Annotated in this window: 23 protein-coding genes; 21 read left to right on the top strand and 2 right to left on the bottom strand. The window is 61.7% G+C overall.

Annotated elements, in window-relative coordinates; genetic code table 11:
* Nucleotides 1-7: 7 nt before the first annotated feature.
* The 13 genes from atpB to ACXMYO_RS14140 all read left to right on the top strand — a co-directional run bounded on the left by atpB (nt 8) and on the right by ACXMYO_RS14140 (nt 13,852).
* Nucleotides 8-832, top strand: coding sequence for a F0F1 ATP synthase subunit A (atpB, locus tag ACXMYO_RS14200; RefSeq protein ID WP_438765507.1), 825 nt, complete (start codon nt 8-10; stop codon nt 830-832).
* A 71-nt stretch (nt 833-903) separates the two neighbouring features.
* Nucleotides 904-1,131, top strand: a complete 228-nt coding sequence (atpE, locus tag ACXMYO_RS14195) for a F0F1 ATP synthase subunit C (RefSeq protein WP_299257655.1) — start codon at nt 904-906, stop codon at nt 1,129-1,131.
* 78 nt (nt 1,132-1,209) lie between these two features.
* Nucleotides 1,210-1,680, top strand: a complete 471-nt coding sequence (locus ACXMYO_RS14190; RefSeq protein ID WP_438765505.1) for a F0F1 ATP synthase subunit B — start codon at nt 1,210-1,212, stop codon at nt 1,678-1,680.
* A gap of 11 nt (nt 1,681-1,691) precedes the next feature.
* Nucleotides 1,692-2,228, top strand: coding sequence for a F0F1 ATP synthase subunit delta (locus ACXMYO_RS14185; protein ID WP_438765504.1), 537 nt, complete (start codon nt 1,692-1,694; stop codon nt 2,226-2,228).
* A gap of 16 nt (nt 2,229-2,244) precedes the next feature.
* Nucleotides 2,245-3,789 (top strand): F0F1 ATP synthase subunit alpha, encoded by a 1,545-nt coding sequence (atpA, locus tag ACXMYO_RS14180; RefSeq protein ID WP_438765502.1) that lies wholly within the window; start codon nt 2,245-2,247, stop codon nt 3,787-3,789.
* A gap of 58 nt (nt 3,790-3,847) precedes the next feature.
* Nucleotides 3,848-4,741 (top strand): F0F1 ATP synthase subunit gamma, encoded by an 894-nt coding sequence (gene atpG, locus ACXMYO_RS14175; RefSeq protein ID WP_438765501.1) that lies wholly within the window; start codon nt 3,848-3,850, stop codon nt 4,739-4,741.
* 44 nt (nt 4,742-4,785) lie between these two features.
* Nucleotides 4,786-6,159 (top strand): F0F1 ATP synthase subunit beta, encoded by a 1,374-nt coding sequence (gene atpD / locus ACXMYO_RS14170; RefSeq protein WP_438765500.1) that lies wholly within the window; start codon nt 4,786-4,788, stop codon nt 6,157-6,159.
* A gap of 12 nt (nt 6,160-6,171) precedes the next feature.
* Entirely contained in the window at nt 6,172-6,597 is a 426-nt protein-coding gene (locus ACXMYO_RS14165; protein ID WP_438765499.1) for a F0F1 ATP synthase subunit epsilon, read from the top strand.
* A 254-nt stretch (nt 6,598-6,851) separates the two neighbouring features.
* Complete coding sequence (gene glmU, locus ACXMYO_RS14160; protein ID WP_457809187.1) at nt 6,852-8,213, top strand: bifunctional UDP-N-acetylglucosamine diphosphorylase/glucosamine-1-phosphate N-acetyltransferase GlmU; 1,362 nt, start codon at nt 6,852-6,854, stop codon at nt 8,211-8,213.
* A gap of 230 nt (nt 8,214-8,443) precedes the next feature.
* Nucleotides 8,444-9,214, top strand: a complete 771-nt coding sequence (locus tag ACXMYO_RS14155; protein ID WP_438765497.1) for a DeoR family transcriptional regulator — start codon at nt 8,444-8,446, stop codon at nt 9,212-9,214.
* Nucleotides 9,215-9,289: 75 nt separating this feature from the next.
* A complete protein-coding gene (glmS, locus tag ACXMYO_RS14150) occupies nt 9,290-11,125 on the top strand; it encodes a glutamine--fructose-6-phosphate transaminase (isomerizing) (RefSeq protein ID WP_457809186.1) in 1,836 nt (611 codons plus the stop codon).
* Nucleotides 11,126-11,444: 319 nt separating this feature from the next.
* Nucleotides 11,445-11,807, top strand: coding sequence for a hypothetical protein (locus ACXMYO_RS14145; protein WP_457809185.1), 363 nt, complete (start codon nt 11,445-11,447; stop codon nt 11,805-11,807).
* Between the two features lie 11 nt (nt 11,808-11,818).
* Nucleotides 11,819-13,852 (top strand): pyrroloquinoline quinone-dependent dehydrogenase, encoded by a 2,034-nt coding sequence (locus ACXMYO_RS14140; RefSeq protein ID WP_457809184.1) that lies wholly within the window; start codon nt 11,819-11,821, stop codon nt 13,850-13,852.
* 159 nt (nt 13,853-14,011) lie between these two features.
* Here the strand turns inward: ACXMYO_RS14140 and ACXMYO_RS14135 are convergent, their stop codons facing one another.
* Nucleotides 14,012-16,108: an AsmA family protein gene (locus ACXMYO_RS14135; RefSeq protein ID WP_457809182.1), complete on the bottom strand. Its 2,097-nt coding sequence runs from the start codon at nt 16,106-16,108 to the stop codon at nt 14,012-14,014.
* Between the two features lie 91 nt (nt 16,109-16,199).
* Here ACXMYO_RS14135 and pdxY point away from each other — a divergent pair, with 91 nt between their 5' ends.
* The 5 genes from pdxY to ACXMYO_RS14110 all read left to right on the top strand — a co-directional run bounded on the left by pdxY (nt 16,200) and on the right by ACXMYO_RS14110 (nt 21,597).
* A complete protein-coding gene (gene pdxY, locus ACXMYO_RS14130; protein ID WP_438765488.1) occupies nt 16,200-17,078 on the top strand; it encodes a pyridoxal kinase PdxY in 879 nt (292 codons plus the stop codon).
* Nucleotides 17,079-17,080: 2 nt separating this feature from the next.
* Nucleotides 17,081-17,941, top strand: coding sequence for a DUF72 domain-containing protein (locus ACXMYO_RS14125; RefSeq protein WP_457809181.1), 861 nt, complete (start codon nt 17,081-17,083; stop codon nt 17,939-17,941).
* 189 nt (nt 17,942-18,130) lie between these two features.
* A complete protein-coding gene (locus tag ACXMYO_RS14120; protein ID WP_438765484.1) occupies nt 18,131-19,483 on the top strand; it encodes a sodium-dependent transporter in 1,353 nt (450 codons plus the stop codon).
* Nucleotides 19,484-19,786: 303 nt separating this feature from the next.
* Nucleotides 19,787-20,674 (top strand): motility protein A, encoded by an 888-nt coding sequence (locus ACXMYO_RS14115; protein WP_457809180.1) that lies wholly within the window; start codon nt 19,787-19,789, stop codon nt 20,672-20,674.
* A complete protein-coding gene (locus tag ACXMYO_RS14110; protein ID WP_457809499.1) occupies nt 20,674-21,597 on the top strand; it encodes an OmpA/MotB family protein in 924 nt (307 codons plus the stop codon). Before ACXMYO_RS14115 ends, ACXMYO_RS14110 begins: the two co-directional genes overlap by 1 nt.
* A gap of 70 nt (nt 21,598-21,667) precedes the next feature.
* Here the strand turns inward: ACXMYO_RS14110 and ACXMYO_RS14105 are convergent, their stop codons facing one another.
* Complete coding sequence (locus tag ACXMYO_RS14105) at nt 21,668-21,886, bottom strand: PA3496 family putative envelope integrity protein (protein ID WP_457809179.1); 219 nt, start codon at nt 21,884-21,886, stop codon at nt 21,668-21,670.
* A gap of 176 nt (nt 21,887-22,062) precedes the next feature.
* On the opposite strand from ACXMYO_RS14105, the gene ACXMYO_RS14100 reads away from it, so the two are divergent.
* The 3 genes from ACXMYO_RS14100 (at nt 22,063) to phoU (ending at nt 26,143) form a co-directional block, all read left to right on the top strand.
* Nucleotides 22,063-22,974: an SIS domain-containing protein gene (locus ACXMYO_RS14100; RefSeq protein ID WP_438765478.1), complete on the top strand. Its 912-nt coding sequence runs from the start codon at nt 22,063-22,065 to the stop codon at nt 22,972-22,974.
* Between the two features lie 114 nt (nt 22,975-23,088).
* Entirely contained in the window at nt 23,089-25,287 is a 2,199-nt protein-coding gene (gene uvrD / locus ACXMYO_RS14095; RefSeq protein WP_457809178.1) for a DNA helicase II, read from the top strand.
* 130 nt (nt 25,288-25,417) lie between these two features.
* Nucleotides 25,418-26,143 (top strand): phosphate signaling complex protein PhoU, encoded by a 726-nt coding sequence (gene phoU, locus ACXMYO_RS14090; protein ID WP_457809177.1) that lies wholly within the window; start codon nt 25,418-25,420, stop codon nt 26,141-26,143.
* Nucleotides 26,144-26,232 lie beyond the last annotated feature (89 nt).

The following is a 26,232-nucleotide window of genomic DNA, read 5'->3' as shown; positions in this document are numbered from 1 at the left end:
CAACGTTATGGCAGGCGACGCACCGAGCTCGACCGAGTATATCACTCACCATCTTCAGAACCTGACCTTTGGTCTACACCCCGACAATGGCTGGTCCTTTGCCCATGGTGCGCATGAAGCCCGCGAGATGGGGTTCTGGGCCATCAATGTGGATACCATGGGATGGTCGATCGCCACCGGTCTGCTGTTTCTGTGGCTGTTTCGCTATCTGGCAAAAACAGTGACCACCGGGGTACCGACCGGCCTGCAGAACGCCCTTGAAATGGTGTTCGAATTTTCCAACGGCATCATCCGAACCAGCTTCAACGGCAAGAGCAAGCTGATCGGGCCGCTGGCACTGACGCTTTTCTGCTGGATCTTTTTCATGAACAGCCTCAAGTGGCTGCCCATCGATCTGTTCCCGCAGATTGCCCACAAGCTGGGCATCGAGTACATGCGTATTGTTCCCACAAGCGATCCCAACGCGACGCTTGGCATGGGCTTTGGCGTCTTCCTGCTGATCATTTTTTACAGCATTCGCAACAAGGGTTTTGGCGGCTTCTCGAAAGAGCTGGCGTTCACCCCCTTCAACCACTGGTCGCTGGTCCCCTTCAACCTGGCACTTGAACTGATCGTTTTGATCGTCAAGCCCATCAGTCTGGGACTGCGTCTTTTCGGCAACATGTTTGCCGGCGAAGTCATCTTTATCATGATTTCCCTGCTGCCCTTCTGGGCCATCTGGGTACTGGATGTGCCGTGGGCGATTTTCCACATCCTGGTCATCGCGCTGCAGGCCTTCATCTTTGCCGTGCTGAGTGTGGTGTACATGAGCGCTGCTTTCGAAGAGCACTGAATCCAATAACAAGATACGCTTCAAAACCCTTTTACCCCTTGTCTGAAAAAACCTGAAACAGGAGCCATTCCATGGAACTCGTCTACATCTCTGCTGCCCTTATCCTGAGCTGCGCTGCCATTGCTACCGGTATCGGTTTCGGCCTGCTCGGTGGCAAGCTGCTCGACTCTACCGCGCGTCAGCCGGAACTGGGTGACCAGCTGCAGACCAAAACCTTCATCATGGCCGGTCTACTTGACGCCGTTCCCATGATCGGTGTGGGTATCGCGATGTACCTGATCTTCGTTGTTGCCGGTTAAATCAACGCCGTACGCCGGGCCCCTTGTGCTCGGTGTCGCCGTTTCCGGCCATCACGAACCCGCAGGAGGTAGATCCGCGTGAATATCAACTTGACGCTTATCGGACAGATGATCGCCTTTGCGATCTTCGTCTGGTTCTGCATGAAATATGTGTGGCCTCCGATCACGCAGGCACTCAACGAGCGTCAGCAGCGCATTCAGGACGGTCTTGAAGAGGCCGACCGTGCTCGCGCCGAGCTGCACAAGGCCAACGAACAGGCCGAGGAAACGCTGCGTGAAAGCCGCGAGGAAGCCGCTCGCATTCTCGACAAGACGCGTGCCCGTGCCAATCAGATGATCGAGGAAGCACGCAATGATGCCCGCGCCGAAGGCGAGCGCATGATTGAAAATGCCCGCAGCGAGATTGACAGCGAGATTCAGCAGGCCAAGGGCGAACTGCGTGCTCAGGTGGCAACACTGGCCATTCAGGGCGCTGAACGCATTCTCGAGTCCTCCATCGACGAAAAGAAACATCGTGAGATGGTTGATCGACTCGCAGAAGAGCTCTGAGGAAACGCCACATGTCAGACCACATCACGCAGGCACGTCCCTATGCAAGGGCCGCTTTCGAGCTGGCCAGAGAAGACAGCACGCTGGATGCCTGGTCAGCGATGCTGGCCGAGGCGGCACGTCTGACCGATGACGACCGGATCAAGCGACTGCTCGTGGATCCGCAGCGTTCATCGAATGACAAGGGGCAGGTATTCGTCAGGCTGCTTGACGAGCTGCTGCCTGAACGTGGCGCCAATTTCCTGATGGTGCTGGCCCGACAGCAGCGTTTGCCCGTTCTGGCATCGCTGAGTGATCTTTTCGAGGCTGAACGCGCCGAGTTTGAAAAGCGTGTCAGCGTCGAGATCGTCTCGGCCTATCCGCTGGACGAGGCACAAAAAGACAAGCTCGCACAGGCGCTCAAGCGGCGTCTGAATCGCGAAATCACGATCACCACTTCCGTGGATGAGACGCTGCTGGGCGGCGTTGTCATTCGTGCCGGCGATACCGTTATCGATGGATCGGCGCGTGGACGACTGGCGCGGCTTTCCAGCGTCTTGAACCACTGAAGTCGAGGGACATGGCATGCAGCAACTGAATCCTTCCGAAATCAGCGACATTATCAAGGGCCGGATCGAGAATCTCGACCTTGATGCACAGGCGCGCAATGAAGGCACCATCGTCGGCGTGGCCGACGGCATCGTGCGCATCCACGGACTGGCTGATGCCATGTTCGGGGAAATGATTGAATTCCCCAACGATGTCTTCGGCATGGTGCTCAACCTTGAGCGTGACAGCGTCGGCGTCGTGGTACTGGGCGACTATCAACAGCTTCAGGAAGGCATGACGGGCAAGTGCACCGGTCGCATCCTGGAAGTACCGGTCGGCCGTGAACTGGTCGGTCGTGTTGTTGACGCGCTCGGTAATGCCATCGATGGCAAGGGCGATATCAACACCACCGAGACGGACGCCGTTGAAAAGGTGGCCCCGGGCGTTATCTCCCGTCAGGGCGTTGATCAGCCGGTCCAGACCGGTCTGAAATCGATCGATGCCATGGTACCGATCGGTCGCGGTCAGCGTGAGCTGATCATCGGTGACCGCCAGATCGGCAAGTCGGCCATTGCCATCGATGCGATCATCAACCAGAAGGGCAAGGGCATCACCTGCGTCTATGTGGCGATCGGTCAGAAGCAGTCGACCATTGCCAACGTGGTCAGAAAGCTCGAAGAGCACGGCGCGATGGAACACACCATCATCGTGGCTGCCGGCGCCGCCGATCCGGCCGCCATGCAGTTTCTGGCGCCCTACTCCGGCTGCACCATGGGTGAATTTTTCCGCGACCGCGGTGAAGATGCCCTGATCGTCTATGACGATCTGTCCAAGCAGGCCGTGGCCTATCGCCAGATCTCCCTGCTGCTGCGTCGTCCGCCGGGTCGTGAAGCCTATCCGGGTGACGTCTTCTATCTCCACTCTCGTCTGCTCGAGCGCGCCTCGCGCGTCAATGCCGAGTATGTGGAAAGGCTCACCAACGGTGAAGTCACCGGCAAGACCGGTTCGCTGACGGCGCTGCCGATCATCGAGACCCAGGGCGGCGACGTGTCGGCGTTCGTTCCGACCAACGTGATCTCGATCACCGACGGTCAGATCTTTCTGGAAACCAGTCTGTTCAACTCCGGCGTTCGCCCGGCCATCAACGCAGGCCTTTCGGTCTCGCGCGTTGGCGGCAGTGCCCAGACCAAGATCATCAAGAAGCTGGGTGGCGGTGTGCGTCTGGCGCTGGCGCAGTATCGCGAGCTGGCAGCGTTTTCGCAGTTTGCCTCCGATCTGGACGAAGCCACGCGCAAGCAGCTCGAGCACGGTCAGCGTGTCACCGAACTGATGAAGCAAAAGCAGTACTCGCCGATGTCGATCGCCGACATGGCCGTCTCGCTTTATGCTGCCAACGAGGGGTATCTCTCCGACGTACCGGTCGACAAGGTGCTGGATTTCGAACGTGATCTGCTCGATTACATGCGCACCGAACAGGGTGAGCTGATGGAGAAGATCAACAGCACCGGCGGTTACGACAAGGACATTCAGCAAGGTCTGAAAGACGGCGTTGAATCGTTTAAATCGACGCAGAGCTATTGATGATCCGGACCCTTCGGGGTCCGGGCGCCCTGCGCTGATTGCTTAGGAGAATATCGCTATGGCAGCCGGAAAAGAGATCAAGTCCCAGATCGGGAGCATCAAGAATACCCAGAAGATCACCAGCGCCATGGAGATGGTGGCCGCATCGAAGATGCGCCGCGCTCAGGAGCGCATGACGGCCAGTCAGCCCTACGCCGGCCAGATTCGTCGGGTCGTCAGCCATATCAGTCAGGCCAATCCGGAATACCGTCATGATTATCAGATCGAGCGTGAGGTCAAGCGCATCGGCTATATCGTGGTGACGTCGGATCGCGGACTGTGCGGTGGTCTTAACAGCAACCTGTTTCGACGTGTTCTGCAGGAAGTACGGCAGTGGCGCGATCAGGGCGTCAGCGTCGCCTTTTGCGCGCTGGGGACCAAGGGCAGTGTCTTCTTTCGCAAGTACGGCGGTGACCTGCTGGCCGCGAACCGCAACCTGGGCGATGCGCCCGAGGCGAGCGAGCTGATCGGCAGCGTCAATGTCATGCTGGAAGCCTTTGACAACGGCGAGATCGATCGACTGGATCTGGTGTACAACGAGTTCGTTAACACCATGAGCCAGAAGCCGATCGTGCGCCAGTTGCTGCCGCTGCCCGAAGAGGACGTTGATCAAAACGCGTCATCTTCACAGGAAGCGGTAAGCGCTTCGAAAGGCGGCTGGGGTTACGTATACGAGCCGGACGCTCAAAGCCTGCTCGACAAGCTGCTGGTGCGCTATGTCGAGTCGCAGGTCTACCAGGCGGTGGTTGAAAACATTGCCAGCGAGCAGGCCGCTCGCATGATCGCAATGAAAAACGCCACTGATAACGCCGGTGACATCATTGATGACCTGCAGCTTCAGTACAACAAGGCGCGTCAGGCAGCCATCACCCAGGAAATTTCCGAAATTGTGGGTGGTGCCGCTGCGGTCTAGGTCGGCCCGTCGGACAGTTATTTACAGGTTCAAGAGGAATCAGGATGAGCGGACGTATCGTACAAATCATCGGTGCGGTGATTGACGTCGAGTTTGACCGCAGCGAGGTCCCCCACGTTTATGAAGCCATGAATGTGGAAGAGACCGGCACCGTACTCGAAGTTCAGCAGCAGCTGGGTGATGGCATCGTGCGTGCCATCGCCATGGGCTCTACCGAAGGGCTCAAGCGTGGCATGACCGTGTCCGGCACGGGCGCGCCCATTTCGGTGCCGGTGGGTGAAAAGACCCTCGGGCGTATCATGAATGTGCTGGGCGAGCCGATTGACGAAGCCGGTCCCATCGGTGAAGACAAGCGCAGCCCGATTCACCGTGCCGCGCCCAGCTTTGCCGATCAGTCGGCCTCCAGTGAACTGCTGGAAACCGGCATCAAGGTCATCGACCTGATCTGCCCGTTTGCCAAGGGCGGCAAGGTCGGTCTGTTCGGCGGCGCCGGTGTCGGCAAGACCGTCAACATGATGGAGCTGATCCGTAACATCGCCACCGAGCACTCCGGCTATTCGGTCTTTACCGGTGTCGGTGAGCGTACGCGTGAAGGTAACGACTTCTACTATGAAATGAAGGAGTCCAACGTTCTCGACAAGGTGTCGCTGGTCTACGGTCAGATGAACGAGCCGCCGGGCAACCGTCTGCGCGTAGCCCTGACCGGTCTGACGATTGCCGAGCAGTTCCGTGACGAAGGCCGTGACGTCCTGCTGTTTGTCGACAACATCTACCGCTATACGCTGGCAGGTACCGAAGTATCGGCACTGCTGGGTCGTATGCCGTCCGCCGTGGGTTATCAGCCGACGCTGGCCGAAGAGATGGGCATGCTGCAGGAGCGCATCACTTCGACCAAGACCGGCTCGATCACGTCCGTGCAGGCCGTTTACGTCCCCGCGGACGATTTGACCGACCCGTCGCCGGCCACCACCTTTGCGCACCTGGATGCCACGGTCGTACTGGCACGTTCCATCGCCGAGCTGGGTATCTATCCGGCCATCGATCCGCTGGACTCCACCTCGCGTCAGCTGGACCCGCTGGTCGTGGGCGATGAGCACTACAGCGTGGCGCGTGGCGTGCAGAACGTTCTGCAGCGTTACAAGGAACTCAAGGACATCATTGCCATTCTGGGCATGGATGAGCTTTCCGACGAAGACAAGCAGACCGTGGCACGGGCGCGAAAGATCCAGCGTTTCCTGTCACAGCCTTTCTTCGTGGCGGAAATCTTCACCGGCGCACCCGGCAAGTACGTGTCGCTCAAGGAAACCATTCGCGCCTTCCAGGGCATTCTCAACGGCGACTACGACCATATGCCTGAACAGGCGTTTTACATGGTCGGTACGATCGACGAAGCGATCGAGAAAGCCGACAGCATGTAAGGAGGGGCGCTCATGGCGACCATGCAATGCAATATCGTCAGCGCGGAGCGCAACATCTTCGCCGGCGAAGTGGAACGCGTTGTAGCGATCAGTGTGCTGGGCGAGCTGGGTATTCTGCGCGGGCATGAGCCGATGCTGACAGAGCTGAAGCCGGGTCCGGTCCGGATCATCCATGACGGCGGCGAAGAAGAAGTCTTCTTCGTCTCCGGTGGGTTTCTGGAAGTGCAGCCGAACATGGTCATCGTACTGGCCGACAGTGCCGATCGTGCCCGTGATCTGGATGCCGCCGAAGCCGAAAAGGCGCGTGATGAAGCGCGCCAGGCCCTGCAGGGCAAAAGTGGCGAGATGGACTATCAGCAGGCGCTGGCCGAGATCGAAGCGGCGACTGCCCGACTGCGTACCCTCTCCCAGCTGCGCAACCGTCGCGGCAACCAGTAGTCTCGAGAGCAGCGTTTTGAAAGACACGGTCTCGAGCGAGATTGTCGCATCATGACCACAAGTCATGGATGCGTTTTGTTGGCGGCCCTCGGGCCGCCTTTTTTGTAACTGCCATGCGCATCTGGACCAATGCGATCGCCTCATGCCCTGATACACTGTCTGTCAAAGCAGTGATCAGCCATGACAGAAAATGTCATCTGTCGGGTGCATGATCGGTGATCGTTTTCATTCAGCGCGGGGGAGAGTCTTCTTTCATGTCCATTGATGTCGTGATTCTGGCTGCCGGTCAGGGCAGTCGCATGCGTTCGCAAAAGCCCAAGGTACTGCACGAACTGGCCGGCAAACCCATGGTGCGTCATGTCATCGAGTCAGCCATGGAGGCGTTCTCGTCCCCGCGGCTTCATGTGGTCGTGGGCCACGGCGCTGAGCAGGTGCAGGCAGCGCTGTCCGACCTGCCCATCAGCTTTGCCCATCAGCTTGAACAGCGCGGCACCGGTCACGCCGTGGCGCAGACGCTTGAAGCGCTGGGCGACGGTCCGGTGGTGGTGCTTTACGGTGACGTGCCGATGATTCAGGCCCGTACCCTGAGCAGCCTGGTCGACCGGGTCGATGAGCAGCACATGGCGCTTTTGACCGTCACCATGGCCAACCCGCACGGCTATGGGCGCATCGTGCGCAACGATCAGGGGCAGGCCGTGGCCATCGTCGAGCAAAAGGATGCCTCATCGGAACAGCTCGGAATCAATGAGTGCAATACCGGTATTCTGGCTGCCACCGGTGATCAGCTGCGGCGCTGGCTGCCGGCGCTGTCCAGCGACAACGCCCAGAGCGAGTACTATCTGACCGACATCATTGCCATGGCGGCCGGTGAAGGGGTCGAGGTGGCCACGGCCGAGCCGGCGCTGGTCAGTGAAGTCCAGGGCGTCAATGACCGGGTGCAGCTCTCGGCACTGGAGCGCGTTCATCAGTCCCGCGAAGCCGAGAGGCTCATGCGTGAAGGGGCGAGCCTTGCTGATCCGAAGCGGCTGGACGTGCGCGGTGAGCTGAGCGTGGGTCAGGACGTTTTCATCGATGTCGGCTGCATTTTTGAAGGTCGGGTCCATCTGGGCGACGGCGTTCACGTCGGTCCCTACAGCATCATTCGTGATGCCAGCATCGGTGACGCGACGCGCATCGAGGCCCACAGCATGATCGAGGGCAGTGAGACCGCTGGCGACAATGCCATCGGCCCCTTTGCCCGTCTGCGCCCGGGCACGCGGCTGGAAAGAAAGGCGCGTATCGGCAATTTTGTCGAGACCAAAAAGGCCCATGTCGGCGAGGGCAGCAAGATCAACCATCTGAGCTATATCGGTGATGCGACCCTGGGTCAGGGCGTCAACATCGGTGCCGGCACCATTACCTGCAACTACGATGGCGTCAACAAGCACCGCACCGAGATCGGCCATGGCGTGTTCATCGGCTCCAACTCGGCGCTGGTCGCCCCGGTCACGATCGGCGATAACGCCACGGTGGCTGCCGGTTCCACCGTGACCGAGACGGTCGACGACCAGGCACTGGCCATCGCCCGCGCCCGCCAGATCAACAAGCAGGGCTGGACACCGCCGCATCGCAAGTGAGCCGTATTCCACCAGGGTAAATATCTTCGACGGGCGCCGCACGGATGTGTGGCGCCCGTTTTTGATGACGACCTGTGCTCTTGTGGAGGTATTCGACTTAAGGCGCATGTTTTTGTGCCAAAAGCGCCGCCTTTGCTTGACCTCGATCCCGTTGTGGTTTTTCATTCGAAACTCAAATTCTTTCGAATCGAAAGATAAAGATTTCAATTTACGGATGGCTGCCCATTTCCATGAGTCGACGTCAGACCCCACAACGCCGGGAGGCCATTCTTGATCTGCTGGCTGCGCGCGGCGAGGTCGCCGTCGAGACGCTGGCCCAGCACTTTGAGACCTCAAGCGTGACCATCCGCAAGGATCTGGCCACGCTTGAAAGTGCCGGCCATCTGATTCGACGCCACGGGGGCGCCACGCTCGTGCCGCGTGAAGGGGATCAGGAGCGTCATCGGATTTCTCCTGTCAAACAGGCGCTGGCGCGGGCGGCCAGTGAACGCATTGCCGATCACGCGCGGCTGATCATCGACAGCGGCAGTACCACCAGCGCACTGATTCCGGCGCTGGCACATCGTATCGGGATGGTCGTCATGACCAACTCGCTGGGCGTGGCCGGCGCGCTTCAGGCACTGGATAACCCGCCTGCCCTTTTGATGACCGGCGGCACCTGGGACCCGCATTCGGCCTCCTTTCAGGGCCGGGTGGCCGAGACCGTCCTGCGTGCCTACGACTTCGATCAGCTCTTTATCGGCGCCGATGGCATCGATCTGGCGCGGGGCACGACCACCTTCAACGAGCTGACGGGGCTGTCGCAGGTGATGGCCGAGGTGGCTCGCGAGGTGGTGGTGATGGCGGAGTCCGACAAGATCGGCCGGCGCATTCCCAATCTGGAGCTGGGCTGGGCGCAGATTGATGTATTGATTACCGACGACGGGCTGGATGCGTCAGGCCGTCAACACATTCGTGACCAGGGCGTCGAGCTGATCTGTGTCAGCACGCAGGCGCCGTGACACCATCGGGTGGCGGACGGGGTCCGGCATCCGGGGTGATATCGCAATTTTTTGGCATTTCAGGAGAGACAATCTATGTGTGGCATTGTGGGCGCGGTCGCTGACCGTCAGGTGCAGAACATTCTGCTTGAGGGGCTCAAGCGTCTTGAGTATCGCGGCTATGACAGCGCCGGCATGGCCGTGCTGTCTGCCGATGCGCGACTGTCGCGCCAGCGTGCGGTCGGCAAGGTTGCCGCTCTTGAAGAAAAACTGCAGGCGGCCGGTCTGCGCGGTCATGTCGGCATCGCCCATACCCGCTGGGCCACGCACGGTCGGCCCACCGAAAACAATGCCCACCCGCACCAGTCCGGCGACAGCCTGGCGGTCGTACACAACGGCATCATCGAAAACTACGAAACGCTCAAGGCCGAGCTTGAATGCCAGGGCTACGTCTTTTTGTCCGAAACGGACACCGAGGTCATCGCGCATTTGATGTCGCGTGAAGTCTCGCGTCATGACGATCTGCTCTCCGCCTTTCAGCACGTGGTGGAAATGCTCAACGGCGCCTATGCGCTGGCTGTAACCCACGCCGACTACCCCGATCAGATCGTGGGCGCGCGCAAGGGCAGCCCGCTGGTCGTGGGTGTCGGGATCGACGAGGCGTTTCTGGCCTCCGACCCGCTGGCGCTTTTGCAGGTCACCGACCGCTTCATCTACCTGCAGGAAGGGGACGTGGCGCGTTTGACCGTGGGCGGCAACATTGAAATCTTCAACGCTGGTCAGAGCGTCGAGCGCCCCAGCTCGATCTTCGAGCACGGTGACGGCGCCGTCTCGCGCGGCGACTATCGCCACTTCATGCTCAAGGAGATCCACGAGCAGTCCCAGGTCATCGCCAATACCCTGGAAGGCCGTCTGGGCGATCGACACGTGTTCACCCGCATTCTGGGCGCCGAAGCCGACGACCTGCTCGATCGCGTCAAAAACATTCAGATCATCGCCTGTGGCACCAGCTATCACGCCGGCATGGTGGCGCGTTACTGGCTGGAGAAGCTGGCGGGCGTGCCGACCCAGGTGGAAGTGGCCTCGGAGTATCGCTACCGCGAAGTGGTCGTGCCGGACGGCACGCTGTTCGTGACGCTGTCCCAGTCCGGCGAAACGGCCGATACCCTGGCAGCGCTGCGCCACGCCTCCAAAAAGGGCGGCTATCTGGCAAGCCTTGCGATCTGCAACGTGCCGGGCAGCTCGCTGGTGCGCGAATCCGACCTGACACTGATGACCCAGGCCGGCCCCGAGATCGGTGTGGCCTCGACCAAGGCCTTTACCACTCAGCTGGTGGCGCTGCTGCTGCTCACCCTGGCCCTGCGCCAGGCGCGTCAGGGCGATGACGAGGTGCAGGCCCGTCTGGTCAATGCCCTGCGTGAACTGCCGCGTTTGATCACCCGCGGTCTGGCACTCGACAGCGCGATCGAGACCATGTCCTCGGCCTTTGCCGAGAAGCATCACGCCCTGTTTCTGGGCCGTGGCACCATGTTCCCGATCGCTCTGGAAGGCGCGCTCAAGCTCAAGGAAATTTCCTACATCCACGCCGAGGCCTACCCGGCCGGCGAGCTCAAGCATGGTCCGCTGGCGCTGGTCGACAGCGACATGCCGGTCATCGCGGTGGCGCCCAACGACGAACTGCTGGAAAAGCTCAAGTCCAACCTGCAGGAAGTCCGCGCCCGTGGCGGTGAACTGTTCGTCTTTGCCGATGAGCACGTGGCCATCAATGAAAGCGAAGGGGTTCATGTGCTGCGCATGCCGGCCGTCGATGACGTGATCGCGCCGATTCTTTATACCCTGCCGCTGCAGCTGCTCTCCTACCACGTGGCCGTGCTCAAGGGCACCGATGTGGACCAGCCGCGCAACCTGGCCAAGAGCGTCACGGTAGAATAATCCGCCCCCTCACGGGGGAGCGTGGCTCTGTCGAACCGGGCATCGAGACGTTATCGATGCCCGGTTTTTTTATTTTTTTGAAACCTGTTTCCGGCCATGGCGGGTGTCGGGTCAGATTTATGCATCAAGACAGTTTGGATTTGTATATTTTTTTGACACAAGCGCTATCATTGACGCCCAACTGACGTATCTCTTAAGAGACATCGTTCAGCCTCTGTCCATCCCCACCCGTGAACGCCACTGCCTTGATGGCAGTATCCGGACGTTCCATGCCGGGGGTCGGTACATAATAAATCTGCCCAAGGGAAGGGAACCCGTCATGTCTTCCATGCGATCCTCAAGTCCAGGCGCCATGGTCGTGCTTATCGCCTCAGCGGTGGGTATCGCCATTGCACTCTACGCCTATCTCACACCGCTGACCGGCGTGACCGGGACGCTTGGCGCGCTGATCGTCATTGCGACCTGCGCCATTCTTGTTGCCCTGGCGCTCGGGCTCGCTCTGTGTCGGGGCCGTGCCCTGCACAATCTTTTCCGGGTGGTCATCGTTGCCTTCATTGTCGGCACCGCCTTTGCCGCGCTGCTGCTTCATCTGTGGTGGCTGGCCGTTGCCATGGCCGTTGCACTGGTGGGATGGATGATCGATATCCTTCGCCCCTCGCCCGCTCACCGTAAACATTCATGAGGACCCCCGACATGACGCGCCTTCGCACGGGCATCAGATGCCTGAGTACGCTGACCGCCGTTTCACTGACGGTCTTCCCCACGGTGCTGCTGGCCGAGCAGCAGCCCGAACAGCCTGACCAGGTCGAACAGGCCGCGGCGCCGGCATCAACGTCGGACAACGGCGATCGCGCCAACATACCGCTGGTGCCGGACACGCCGACCTGGGACAGCTTCCACGGTCAGCTCAACGCCCAGAAGTACAGCCCGCTGGATCAGATCAACGTCGATAACGTCGGCCAGCTCGAAAAGGTCTGGGAAGTTCACACCGGCGACATCTCCGATGGTACCGGTGACACGCCGGCCACGGTCTGGTCAGCCACCCCGGTCGTTGCCAACGACACGCTCTACATAGGCACGCCCTTTTACAAGCTGATCGCCTATAACCCGGCGACCGGCGAGGAAAAGTGGCGCTTTGATACCCAGTCCTCCAGAGAGGCGCTGACCCAGCCGGTGCTCAAAAATCGCGGCGTGGCCTACTGGGAAGCCGACGACCCCGTCGAGGGCGAGTCGTGTCAGAAGATCGTCTACATGGGCACCATGGATGCGCAGCTTTTCGCCATCGATGCCGACACCGGCAAGCCCTGTCAGGACTTTGCCGACAACGGCGTGCTCAATGCCGATCAGTGGAACATCATCAATCCGAAGTTCCCGCTGTCGCTTTTGCAGCCGCCGACCATCGTGGGCGATCACGTCATCTTCGGCTGGGCCGGCAAGGACTGGGCCTATCAGGAAGCGCCCGCCGGCACCGTCTTCTCGGTCAATGCCCGCACCGGCGAGCGCGAGTGGACCTTTGAGGCAATCCCCGAAGACATTCGTGAAAAAACCGGTACCGCCAACGTCTGGACCCACATGTCGGCGGATGAGCAAAACGGCCTGATCTATCTGCCGGTCTCCTCGCCGTCGCCCAACTACTGGGGCGGCAACCGCAAGGAAGACATTCCGCTGGGAACCTCCACCACCGCACTCGATGTCGACACCGGCGAAGTGGTCTGGTCGCGTCAGTGGGTGCATCACGATCTGTGGGACTACGACATCAATGCCGCCCCTACGCTGATGGACATCACCGTCGACGGCGAAGAGATTCCCGCGCTGGTGCAGGCCACCAAGATGGGCTTTTTGTTCGTGGTCAATCGCCTGACCGGTGAGGACGTCTGGCCGATCGAGGAGCGTCCGGTGCCCCAGGGCGATGGCAGCGTTGAAGGCGAGGTCTATGCACCGACCCAGCCCTTCCCGACCAAACCCGCTCCGCTGCTGGATCAGTCGAAAAAGCCTGAAATCTGGGGGCTGGCGGATGCCGTTGGCTTCGGTCAGTGCACGCGGTTGTGGGACGAGCTGACCTATGAAGGCATGTACACCCCGCCCACCACCCGCGGTGAAGGCACGCTTGCCTACCCTGACAGCGCCGGTGGCGTTCAGTGGGGCGGCGTGGCCTTTGATCCCGAAAGCCAGACCGCGATCGTCAACACCTCGCACATCGTGCAGACCGTCAAGCTCTATAGCCGCGAGGACTACGAAAAGGCCGACAGCGGCTCCGGCAACGAAAGCGGCTTCTCGCCGCAGGAAGGCTCGCCGTACGGCATGCGTCTGGAAGTTGCGGACAACTGGCTGGGCATGCCCTGCTGGGAGCCGCCGTTTGGCGAAATCGTGGCGATCGACATGCACACCGGTGACATCAAGTGGCGCAAGCCGGTCGGCGCCTCGCAGCAGTTCGGTTTCTTCATGCCGGAACGCTGGGGCTCGCCCACCATCGGTGGCCCGGCCGTGACCGCCGGCGGCGTGATCTTCATCGGTGCTTCGATGGACGCCAAGGTGCGCGCCTACTCGCTGGAAACCGGCGAAAAGCTCTGGGAGGATCAGACCCAGGCGCCGGTGGTGGCCAACCCGTCGGTCTATGAGTACGACGGTCGGCAGTACGTGGCCTTTGTCAGCGGCGGCAACACCATCCTCAAGGATCAGGTGGGCGACCAGATCGCCGTCTATGCGCTGCCGGAAGACAAGCAGTAAGCGCCGCTTTTGAAGCCTTGAACCACGGGGCGCCCCTTCAGGGGCGCCCCGTTTTTTTGTGGTGTTTCTGCATCACAGGACAGGTTGACCCCTTATACAAAACGCCGGCGCATGCGCCGGCGTTTTTTGATCAATCATGGCCCTTGATATCAGCGCCGGTCAGTTGCTTTTCATCCGCTGAATCAGCGCCCCGCACTGGCTCTCTTCACCGGCGCTGGTGGAGATCAGCGCGCCCAGTGCCGCCGCCGGGGCTGCCAGCGTGCCCAGCGCCACGGCCGCCGCGCCGCGGGCAATCAGGGGCGCGGCTTCCACACCGGGTGACGGGTCCTTGAAGGTACCGCCGACCGAAAGCGGCGTGCGCAGCGTAAAGATACGAAAGCCCTTGCTCTCCGGTTTGATGGTGAGATCCATCTGTTCACTGGCCAGATTCACCGCCCCTTCGACGTTGATGATGGCGTTGTCGGTATCGATGGTGAAAATACGCGGCTGGACCAGTCCGTCATCGATCTGCAGATCAGCGGCGGCGCAGTGAATGGCCACCTCCTCATCGCCGAACAGTTCACCGATCAGGTAGTTGCCCACGTTAAGCCCGGCCAGCTCCATCAGGTTGCGGCTGATGCGCCCCTGTTCGATCAAAAGCTGCAGTTCGCCGTCGCTCGATCCCAGCAGGGCCGCCACCGAGTTGCCGGCGCCCATCAGGGTGGCGTCACCGTTGATCTCGCCCAGCCCCTGGGTCAGATCGCTGTTGTCGGGCAGAATCTCGCTCAAGTGAAGCCCTCGGGCATGCATGTCGATGCGCGCACGCAGCGGTGTTTCCTGCCCGCTCAGGCGCAGCGTGGTATTGAGCTGCCCCCCGGCCACGCCGAAGCTCAGCGGGTCCATCAATATCTCGCCGTTGTCCATCACCAGATGGGTGTTGAGATTGTTCAGGGGCAGCGATTCGCCATGCACGATGTTTTGTGCGCGAAAGCGCACGTCGGCGTCCATGGTGTCCCAGCGCTCGGTGTTGAATTCAGAGACCGGCAGCACCTTGTCTGCGGGTTGATCGGGATTGACCGAATCACCGGTGTCTTCGTTGTCGGCGCCCACCAGCGGGGCAAGATCGGTAAAGCGAAGCTGTTTCGAGGTCAGCTCGCCGGTCAGCGTCGGGCGCGGGTCGGCGTTGACGTAGCGCAGGCTGCCATGGATATCGCTGTCGCCGATCGTGCCGTCAAAATCGCGATACTCAAAGGTGCCCCCGTCGGGACTGTTCAGATCGGCCGAGAGATGGCCGCGCGTGGCATAGGGCGGCGTCTGTGGCAGCACGACCCCGGTCAGCGCGTAGAGATCGCCCAGGTTGTCGCCGGCAATGCCCACATCGAGCTCCATGCCGGCCAGCGCCATCGGGTCGTTGAGCGTGCCGATCACATCCAGGCGGGAGTTGCCGGAGGACAGATGCACCTCCAGCGGGAAACGACCGCCCTCGCGCAGTGCGGCCGGCCCGCCCAGTCGGCCTTCACCGTTCAGGGCGCTGCCGCGATAGGTGCCTTCGACCTGCCAGGCGAAACGAAAATCGCGTTCACTGCCGGGCGCGCCCTGCCCGCTCGCGGTGGCCTCCTCGCCGCTGTCCTTCTCACCACTGTCTGCCGGCTGGTCGCTGCCGGCGACTTCTTCCCAGCGTACCGGTTCACCCAGCGTTGCCAGCGTGGCGGTGGCGTCCACGTCCAGCACCTGATCATTGAGGGCCACCTGCACCCGATCAATATCGAGCTGGTCGATGGCAAACGTCCAGCCGCTGTCGCCATCCTGATCGGCCTCGCCGTCGTCGCTGTCGTCATCTGCGATCTGCCAGTTGTTGCGGGTCTCATCAAGGCGACGCAGCGTGGCACTGGTATCGCGCAGCACCAGATCGTGCAGCGAGATACGCTTTTGAAGCAGGGCAAGCGGGTGCAGGCTGACGGCGATGGCGCCGATACGGGCCGTGCGGGCGTCGTCGGTGCCGGCGTCGACATCGCGCGCCTGGTTCAGCGCGTCGGGGTCTTCCAGCACGATGTCCTCGGCGCTGATGCGTGGCATCAGGCGCCAGCTCTCCCACTGCCACGACAGCCCCAGATCGCCCTGTATGGCAAAGGGACGACCCAGGGCGTCGGAAACGCGGTCATTGATCGTAGGTCTGAGCCAGTTCCAGCTCATCAGGGTCACGACAAGGGCGAGCAGCACCAGCAGGGCCACAAGGCCAGCCAGTGTCCGACTGATGATGCGCAGGGCACGCGACATGAGCGGTCTACCTCAACAGGATGTTATCTTTTAGAGCATAGTCAGGCCCGCGCGTTCGTGGGTATTCCATGCGTATTATCGAGCGTTTCTCATGACCCATATCATCTCCATTCAGAGCCATGTGGCCCATGGCTATGTCGGCAACCGCGCCGCCGTACTGCCGCTGCAGCGTCTGGGCTGCGAGGTCACCGCCATCAACACGGTGCAGTTTTCCAATCATACCGGCTATGGCGCCTTTACCGGTGAGGTCTTCACACCGGCGCATCTCAAGGACGTGCTTGATGGCGTGGCGGCGCTCACCGGGCTTTCGAACGTGCAGGCCGTACTGTCGGGCTATATGGGCGATCAGGGCATTGGCCGGGCCGTGCTGGAAAGCGTCAACCGCGTGCGCCAGGCCAGCCCAAACGCGCTGTACTGCTGTGATCCGGTGATGGGCGACATCGGCCGCGGTTTTTTTGTGCGCGACGACATTCCAGCCTGGATGCGCGATTGCGCCGTGCCGGCGGCCGATATCGTCACGCCCAATCAGTTCGAGCTGGCCTTTTTAAGCGATCAGGTCATCGAGTCGCTGGATGACGTGCTGGCGGCCGCGGCAAGACTGCGTGAAAAAGGCCCGAGCGTGGTACTGGTCACCTCACTGGATATCGATGACAGCACGACAGACACCATCGAGATGCTGGTGGACACCGCAGCGGGCAGCTGGCGAATCGCCACGCCCCGCTTTGACTTTCCGGTCGCGCCCAACGGGGCCGGCGACTTTACCGCTGCCGTGTTTCTGGCCTGCTGTCTGCGCGATCGGGACGGGATCAGCGCCGAAGGGCCGGCGCGGGCGCTGGAGAGCACCGCCGAGGCCGTTCACGCGCTCTTTACCCACACCTGGCAGGCCGGCACCCGCGAGCTTGCGATGATTCAGGCCCAGAACGAGATTGTGGCGCCCAAAAGGCGCTTTGACGCCGAACGGGTTCGCTGACGATGGCGGGCACCCTGCATCTGGGCCTTGCCATGTGGGCCAACGCCGACTGGCGCGGCACGCTGTATGGCCACTACGCCCAGCCGAGCGAGTCGCTGCCGGACTACGCCGGTGTCTTTTCCTGTGTGGAGGGCAATACCACCTTCTACAGCGGGGCACCGCGCGAGGATGTGGTGGCCACCTGGGCGCGTCAGGCGCCCGGCCACTTTCGCTTCTGCTTCAAGCTGCCCGCGGCGCTGACCCATGACAAACGTTTGGTGGGAATCGAGGCGGAAATGGATCAGTTCATCGAGCGTCTGGCCCCGCTGCACGACCGGCTCGGCCCGACCATGATCCAGCTGCCGCGGGATTTTGGCGCGGACGAGCTGCCCATGCTGGAAGCCGTGCTCAAGCGCTGGCCAAAGACGCTGCCGTGCGCTGTGGAGGTGCGCCACAGTGAGTTTTTCCACAAGGGGACCGCCGAGCAGTCGCTCAACCGGCTGTTGATAACTCACGGGGTCGATCGGGTCATGCTGGACACGCGAGCGCTCTTTGCCACCCCTGCCGGGGACGATGCGAGCCTTGCACAGGCGCAGCGCGAGAAACCGCGCCGGCCGCTGCATGTGCTGAGTACGGCCTCGCAGCCGGTGGTGCGCTTTATCGGCCATTTCGATGATGAGATCAATCACGCCCGCTTCACGCCCTGGATCGAGCAGCTGGCCCTGTGGATGGAACAGGGGAAAAGTCCGGTATTGTTTGTGCATACCCCGGACAATCGCGCGGCACCGCTTTTGGCGCGCGCCTTTCACCAGCGCCTGGCCGAGCGCATTGAGCTTTCGGCGCTGGCGGGCTTTGCCGGGGAGCGCCAGGAATCACTCTTTTAATGTGACAGAGCGTGATGTCGGGGCCTTCGTCTGTACAATGGGCGCCATCAACCGCTTCAGATGGGCGTTGTCTGGACGCGATGTCATCGGAAAAACATCAACAACGAAGCACGGGCGTCGGTAACACGGCGGTTCGAAGTCCTGAACCGGTGCGGTTGACCGACTCAAAGGGACACACAGGGTAGCCTCATGACCAACAAGCCCCATTCACATGCGCAGTGGTCCTCGCGCATTGCCTTTATGCTCGCCGCAGTCGGCTCTTCCGTCGGGCTGGGCAATATCTGGAAATTCCCCTACATGACCGGAGAGAGCGGCGGCGGTGCCTTCGTTCTCGTCTATCTGGTCTGCATTTTGCTGATCGGTCTGCCGATTTTGATGAGCGAATGGCTGCTCGGGCGTCTGGGTCAGAAAAACCCCATCTCGACCATGAATCGCATCACCGGGCGTCTCAAGCGTTCGAAAGCCTGGGTACTGATCGGCGTGGGCGGCATTCTGGCCGCCTGGCTGATTCTGTCGTTTTACAGCGTTATCGGCGGCTGGGCGCTGGCCTATATCCGCTACGGAGCAACGTCCACCTTTACCGGGCTCGACGGGGACAGCGTCGGCACGCTGTTTTCCGATCTGCTGGCCAGCCCGGGCACGCTGCTGGCCTGGCACAGCCTGTTCATGGTGCTGACCATCGCCATCGTGGCCGGCGGTGTGGCCGGCGGGCTCGAGCGGGCGTCCAAGATTCTCATGCCGGCACTGGTGATCCTGCTGGCGGTACTGGTGGGCTACGCCGCCACGACCGGCAGCTTCGGCGAAGGCTTTGATTATCTTTTCCGCCCGGATTTCACGCGCCTGACCGGCGATGTGATCCTGGCGGCGATGGGACATGCCTTTTTCACCCTGAGTCTGGGCATGGGCATCATGATGGCCTATGGCTCCTATCTCAGCGATGACGTCAATATCGGTCGCACGGCCATGACGGTGGTGATTCTCGACACCATCATCGCGCTGGCCGCCGGCATGGCGATTTTCCCGATTGTCTTTGCCGACGGGCTCGACCCGGCGGCCGGCCCCGGGCTTATTTTCCAGACCCTGCCGCTGGCTTTTGGCAACATGTCCGGTGGTGTATTGTTCGGCACGCTGTTTTTCGTGCTGCTGGTGTTCGCGGCCTGGACCTCGGCCATTTCGCTGCTGGAGCCGATCGTTGAGTGGCTCGAGGAGAAAACCCCGCTGAGCCGTCTGCAGTCGGCGCTGGTCGCAGGTGCGGCGACCTGGGTGCTGGGTATCGCCACGGTGCTGTCGTTCAACGACTGGTCGGCGTTTACGCCCTTTGGCATGACCGTGTTCGACCTGCTCGACTACGTCACCAGCAAGATCATGCTGCCGCTGACAGGCCTTGCCACCATCGTGTTCGTGGGCTGGTTCATGGGCCGCGATGAAGTGCGCGCCCAGCTCAACATGAGCGGTGCAGCCTTTACGTGGTGGCGCATCTCGGCACGTTTTATCGCACCGATCGGTGTGGCCATCGTATTCGTCTGGGGACTGATGAATTAATTCAGGCGATGGACGATCACGGGCGGGCCTCTTCGAGGCCCGCTTTTTTTGGTCCGTCGCTCGGGGGTGAATTGATCACCAGGATATCCACTGTCAATGGAAAATGTGGATAACTCTGTGGGAAAGGTGCACAACTCCTGTTCAAGCGAATGAATGCGCGTCAAAAACGGCGCTATTCATGGCGTTTGATATAAAAGCACTCTGTCAGAATTGGCCGGTCAATATCGGCAGCAGTGGCGCTGGCTGAAGAGGGTCTGTCGGCCGCCGACGTCACAAGCGCTGCATGCACAGGGATGGTTTCTCATGACCAGCAGTCAATCCGGCAGCACCGACAGTTCCTCCAGTGCGCCTTCGGGTCGCCCGACCGGCGTGCCCGGTAACCCTTCGACGCTGATCGGCATCGTGGTCAGCATTTTGCTGCTGACGGTCGTGGTGCTGTTTACCGCGCAGTCGCCCCTGAGCTTTTTTAATCTCCCCGGTCTTTTGATCGTGCTGACCGGCACGCTGGCCGCCACCATGATCAGCTACCCCATGCGTGAGATCCGCCGCGTAGTGGCCCTGGTGGGCAGCGTCTTTCGCCGCGAACCCGATTTCATCCGTGAAGACATCGACGAGCTGGTGGCACTGGCACGCGAATGGATGCACGGCGATGCCCGCGCCGTGGAGCGGGCGCTGGAAACCACCCGCAATCCGTTTCTGCGCACCGGCATCAGCCTGGTCATCGACAACGTGCGCGAAGAGGAGATTCTGGATCTTTTGCGCTGGCGTATCACGCGTCTGCGCGCCCGGGAACTGGCCGAGGCGCAGATCTTTCGCACCATGGCCACCTACGCGCCGGCCTTTGGCATGCTGGGGACCCTGGTCGGGCTGATCAACATGCTGGAGGTGATCCAGAACGGCGATCTGGCCGTGATCGGCCCGCGCATGGGCGTGGCGCTTTTGTCGACCTTCTACGGCATTCTGCTGGGGAACCTGCTGTTCAAACCGATTGCGGTCAAGCTGGAGCGACGCACCGAGGAGCGTCTGATCGCGATGAACATGGTGCTTGAAGGCGTGTCGATGATCTCGCGCCGCCGCCTGCCCTCCTTTATCGAGGCCACGCTCAACTCCTTTATCGGCGAGGCCCATGACGAGCTGGGTGAACGGCCGCTGCCGCGTAACACCGAGAGCCCGGGGAGCGGCGCGCCGTGATGGAACACCGATCGTCGGGATCTTCCGGTCAGGCCCGTCAGGCGGCCCGCGAGCTGGTGCTGACCGCCGATCGCAGTGAGGAAAGCGATGGCTGGATGCTCAGCTATCTCGATCTTTTGACCCTGCTGCTGGTGCTGTTCGTGCTGCTTCTGGCCATGCGTGGCGTGGTCCCGCAGGATGATCTCCCGGCGCCGGCGATCTCAAAGGATGCCGCGGTCATGGTGTCGCCGCTGGCGCTGGGCGCCACGGATCGACTCTCGCCGGTTCAGGCTGTGCCGACACATACCACCGGGGTACTGCCGTGGCTTGCGGCGTCTCCGACGCTTCAAACGCCCTGGCAGATGCTGCCGGCCACGCCGGTCATTGAAGACAAAATGCCGGCGCGCGTGGATGTGCAGGCGGCGCTTGCGGTGATGATTCCGCTGTCAGGCAGGCCATCAACTTCAGAAGAAACGTCGACAGAAGAGACCTCCCCGGATGACGTCATGGCCATGGATCACCGGCTGACGGGCATTGACGGGGTTCAGGTTACCCGCGAGCGCGAGCGCACCATCCTGCGCATAGAGGACCGGCTGCTTTTCCCCAGCGCCGATGTGGATATCGGCACCCAGGGCAACGGCCTGCTCGATCGACTGCTGCCAGCGCTCAAGGATTTTGACGGCGAAATTTCAGTCGAGGGACATACCGACAGTCGGACCATTGCCACGGCGCAGTTCCCGTCGAACTGGGAGCTTTCCGCCGGGCGGGCCACGGCCGTGCTGCGCTATCTGAGCCGGGGTGGTGTGTCAGCCGACCAACTGCGGGCGATCGGTTACGGACCGACCCGGCCGCTGGCCGGCAACGACACCGAAACGGGGCGGGCCCAGAACCGCCGCGTTGAGCTGGTGCTGAGCCCGGCCGGGCCGCGCTCGACCACGCCCTAGATTTTTTCTACTGCTTGCGACAGCGCCCGGCATGGCAGGGCGCTGTTGTATCCACGCTCACCGTGCGGCGCTAGCCGAAGTGGCGCAGGCGTTCATCGTCCTCACTGAACTGGGTGGCAAGGCGTCGGGACTCAAAATGATCCTCGATGCCGCGGCGGGCCCTTAATGCACGCTCGGCGGCGCGCTGGCGGCGTTTCTCGGTCTCTTTGGCATCGAGATGCATAATGATATCGAGAATTTCGTTGCGAACGGCATTGAGTCGGGATTGATCAGCAGTGTGTTTTTGCATGAACGATGCACCCTTCGACATTGAAATGGATCCGGGACATGACACTGTGTCGACGTGATCATCAACGTGATAGCCAGCGTCGATCAGTGCTCGCACTCAGCGTATGATAGTGCTGTTGACAATTTAATGACGTAGCGCAACAAAGGGCGTGCGTCAACCAGCACAGAGGATGCACCTTGAGCGTCACGCTTTTTGATGACCTTCGCGCCCGGCTGCCGGCCTTTCGCCGCTCCGAACAGAAGGTGGCCCGTTTTGTACTGCGCAATGCCGATGAAGTCATTCATTTGCCGCTGGCCGCGCTGGCTGCCCGGGTGGGGGTCAGCGAGCCCACGGTGATCCGGTTCTGCCGCGCCATCGACTGCACGGGCTATCAGGATTTCAAGCTCAAGCTGGCGCAGACACTGGCGACCGGCGAGCAGTTCTCCGAGTTCTCGATGAACGAAACCGACAGCGTGGCGGAGTTCTCCCGTGGGATCTTTGATTCCACCGTGGGCACGCTGCTGGGCGTGCGCGACCGGATCGATGCCACCAGCATGACCCGCGCCATCAATGCCCTGTCGGACGCCAGCCGGGTCGAGTTCTATGGCTACGGCGCCTCCGGGGCGGTGGCCATCGATGCCCAGCACAAGTTCTTTCGCCTGCGTATTTCAACGGCGGCCTACTCCGACCCGCACATGCAACACATGTCGGCGGTGACGCTGGGCGAGCATGATGTGGTGGTGGCCATCTCCCAGACCGGGCGCTCCAGCTCGCTGCTCTCCAGCGTCGACATTGCCCTGTCCCACGGCGCCATGGTCATCGGATTGTGTCCGGCGGACTCGCCGCTGGCCGAGAAATGCACCATCGGGCTTTACATCGACGTGTTCGAGGACAGCGAAGTCTATCGCCCCATGAGTTCGCGCATCGCGCACCTGGTGGTGATCGACATTCTCGCCGTGGGCGTGGCCAAGACCCGCGGCCCGCAGCTGGCCGAGCATCTGGTAGCGGTCAAGCGCAGCCTCGACCCGCTGCGCACGGCCCGCCCCGACCCCTTTGACCGGGCCCGTCAGGAAAGCGCCCGCACACGTGGTAAATCCGACGACAAATAGGCGCCGGGCGGCCTTGCAGGAGGGACCGCCGCTGGCGGATATGCTAGGGTAGAGACCTCTTTATGAACTCTTCTCTCAGGCCGTTTCCGGCCGATTTCCAGGGTATCTGATCTCATGGACGCCTCTGCGCTACTCGATTCGCTCAATTCCGATCAGCGCGACGCGGTCGGTGCCCCGCAGGGCAACATGCTGGTGCTGGCCGGTGCCGGCTCCGGCAAGACCCGGGTGCTGGTCCATCGCATTGCCTGGCTGATGGAGGTCGACGGCCTGTCGCCCTGGTCGATTCTGGCCGTGACCTTCACCAACAAGGCCGCCCGCGAGATGCGCTCAAGGCTCGAGACGCTGTTGAAGGTCTCGCCGCGCGGCATGTGGGTGGGCACCTTCCACTCCATCGCCCATCGACTGTTGCGCACTCACTGGCAGGATGCCGGGCTGCCCGAGCATTTTCAGATCATCGACAGCGATGACCAGCTGCGACTGGTCAAGCGCTTGCTGCGCGACCACGGCATCGATGACGAGCGCTACCCGCCCAAACAGGTGCAGTACTTCATCAGCGGCTGCAAGGAAGAGGGCATGCGTCCGGGCGATATCGACGCCCATGGTGATGCCTACATGCAGCAGATGGTGGAGCTCTACGAGCTTTATCATCTGGCCTGCGAGCGCGGCGGTCTGGTCGATTTCGGCGAGCTTTTGCTGCGCGCGCTGGAGCTTTTGCGCGATAACGCCCACCTTTTGAAGCACTATCGCGAGCGCTTTCAGCACCTGCTGGTCGACGAGTTTCAGGACACCAACACACTGCAGTACGCCTGGCTCAAGCTGCTGGCCGGCGACCGCGCCTGCCTGACCGCCGTGGGGGATGACGACCAGTCCATCTACGGCTGGCGCGGGGCGAAGGTCGAAAACCTGGCGCGCTTTCGCGAGGAGTTCCACGACACGCGTCTGGTGCGCCTTGAGCGCAACTACCGCTCGACCAGTGCGATTCTGGAGGCGGCCAACGCGCTGATTCGCCACAACGCCGGGCGCATGGGCAAGGAGCTCTGGACCGATGTCGCCGAAGGCGAGCGCATCTCTCTTTACGGCGGCTTCAATGACCTGGACGAGGCGCGCTTCATCGTCGATACCATCGCCACTCAGGTGCGCGAGAAGGATCGTCCCCGCAAGGACATCGCCATTCTCTACCGCTCCAACGCCCAGTCCCGGGTGCTGGAGGAGGCGTTGATCCGCCAGGGCGTGCCCTATCGTATCTACGGCGGTCAGCGCTTTTACGAGCGCCTGGAGATCAAGAACGCACTGGCCTATCTGCGCCTGCTGGTCTCGCGGGATGACGATGCCTCGCTCGAGCGGGTGATCAACGTGCCGGCGCGCGGCATCGGCACCCGCAGCGTTGAGCTGCTGCGCGCCTATGCCCGCGATGAAGGCGTGTCACTGTGGCAGGCCTTGAACGATGCGCCGTCAAAGGGGCTTTTGAAGGGCCGGGCCGCTTCGAGCGTGACCACCTTCAGCAACCTGATCGACCGGCTCGACAACGACACCGCCGGGCTGTCACTGCACGAGATGATCGATCACGTGATCATTCAGACCGGGCTGATCGAGCACCACCGTGCCGAAAAGGGCGAAAAGGGCCAGGCGCGGGTCGAAAACCTGGAGGAGCTGGTCAGCGCGGCGAAGGCGTACACCCAGGGCGACCCCTTCAGCCCGGTCAACGACGGCGAGGATGACTCGCTGGGCACCTTTCTGGCCGAGGCGGCGCTCAACTCCGGTGATCACGAGGCCGACGAGTTCGAGGACGCCGTCCAGATGATGACCCTGCACTCGGCCAAGGGGCTTGAGTTTCCGGTGGTGTTCGTGGCGGGCATGGAAGAGGGGCTCTTTCCGCACAAGATGTCGCTGGAAGAGCCCGGGCGTCTCGAGGAGGAGCGAAGGCTTTGCTATGTCGGCGTGACGCGCGCGATGGAAAAGCTCTATCTCACCCATGCCGAATCGCGGCGGCTGCACGGCAAGGAGACCTTCCAGCGCCCGTCGCGCTTTCTGCGCGAGCTGCCGGAGAACCTGGTCGAGGAAGTTCGGCTGCGCGGGCAGATCTCGCGGCCGGTTACCTCAAGGGAATCCTCCCCCCGTCAGGAGCAGGTTGACGGCGGCGAGGCGCTGCCGAGCCTGTCGCTGGGTCAGCGGGTCAGCCATCCGGTGTTCGGTGAGGGCGTGGTGATCAACGCCGAGGGACAGGGCCAGCGCGCGCGGGTACAGGTCAGCTTCGAGGACGACGGTGACAAGTGGCTGGTGCTGGGCTTTGCCAAACTGGTGCCGCTGGGCTGACCACCGCCGTGTACGCCAATGGTCGAGGCGCGTGCGCGCGTTTGTGTCATTAAAGTGTCATTACCCTGGGCGATGCTTGTGCCAGCATGACGCTGCCAGGCAGCGCCCCTGATCCGTGAACGGAGTCACCATGGACATTACCAACGACCCCCACAGCCAGCACATTTCGCGTCAGTTCAATCAGGAGCTCGAGTCGCTGAAGACTCAGCTGCTGGCCATGGGGGGGCTGGTAGAGCGCCAGATCAATGAGGTCATCGCCGCCCTTCTGGAAGGCGACTTCGAGGCGGCCGAGCGGGTGCGCGACAACGACCGGGAAGTGAACAACTTCCAGCTCGAAATCGATGACGAATGCGCCCACATTCTTGCCCGGCGCCAGCCTGCTGCGTCGGATCTGCGTCTGGTGCTGGCCGTGACGCGTGCGACCTCCGATCTGGAGCGCATGGGCGATGAGGCCAACAAGATCGCCCGTCACGCCCTGAGCCTGATCGAGGAAGGGCTGACCAGCCGCGGCTTTACCGAAATTCGCCACATCAGCACCCGCGTGCGCGACATGGTGCGCCATGCGCTGACCGCCTTTGCCCGCATGGATGTGCCCATGGCCCGCGAGGTACTGGGCGAGGACGAGATCGTCGATCAGGACTATCAGACTGCCATGCGCTCGCTGGTCACCTTCATGATGGAAGACCCGCGTTCGATCAGTTCGGTGCTCAACGTCATGTGGATTCTGCGCTCGCTGGAGCGCATCGGCGATCATGCCGACAACCTGGCCGAATCCGTGATCTATCTGGTCGAGGGCGACGACATTCGCCACGCCAGCAGCGGCCAGCCCGCCAACGACAGCCCCACCGGGGCCTAAGTCGCCCGCCTCCCCTGCCCGGTTGCCATCTCTGCGATGGCGACCGGGTATGATAGTCTGCCTGCCCAACCCCTTTTGATGACTGGACA

It is taken from the genome of Kushneria sp. EE4, from assembly GCF_977968315.1.
Note: the sequence above shows the minus strand (reverse complement) of the source record. Positions and strands in the feature narration are given on the sequence as shown.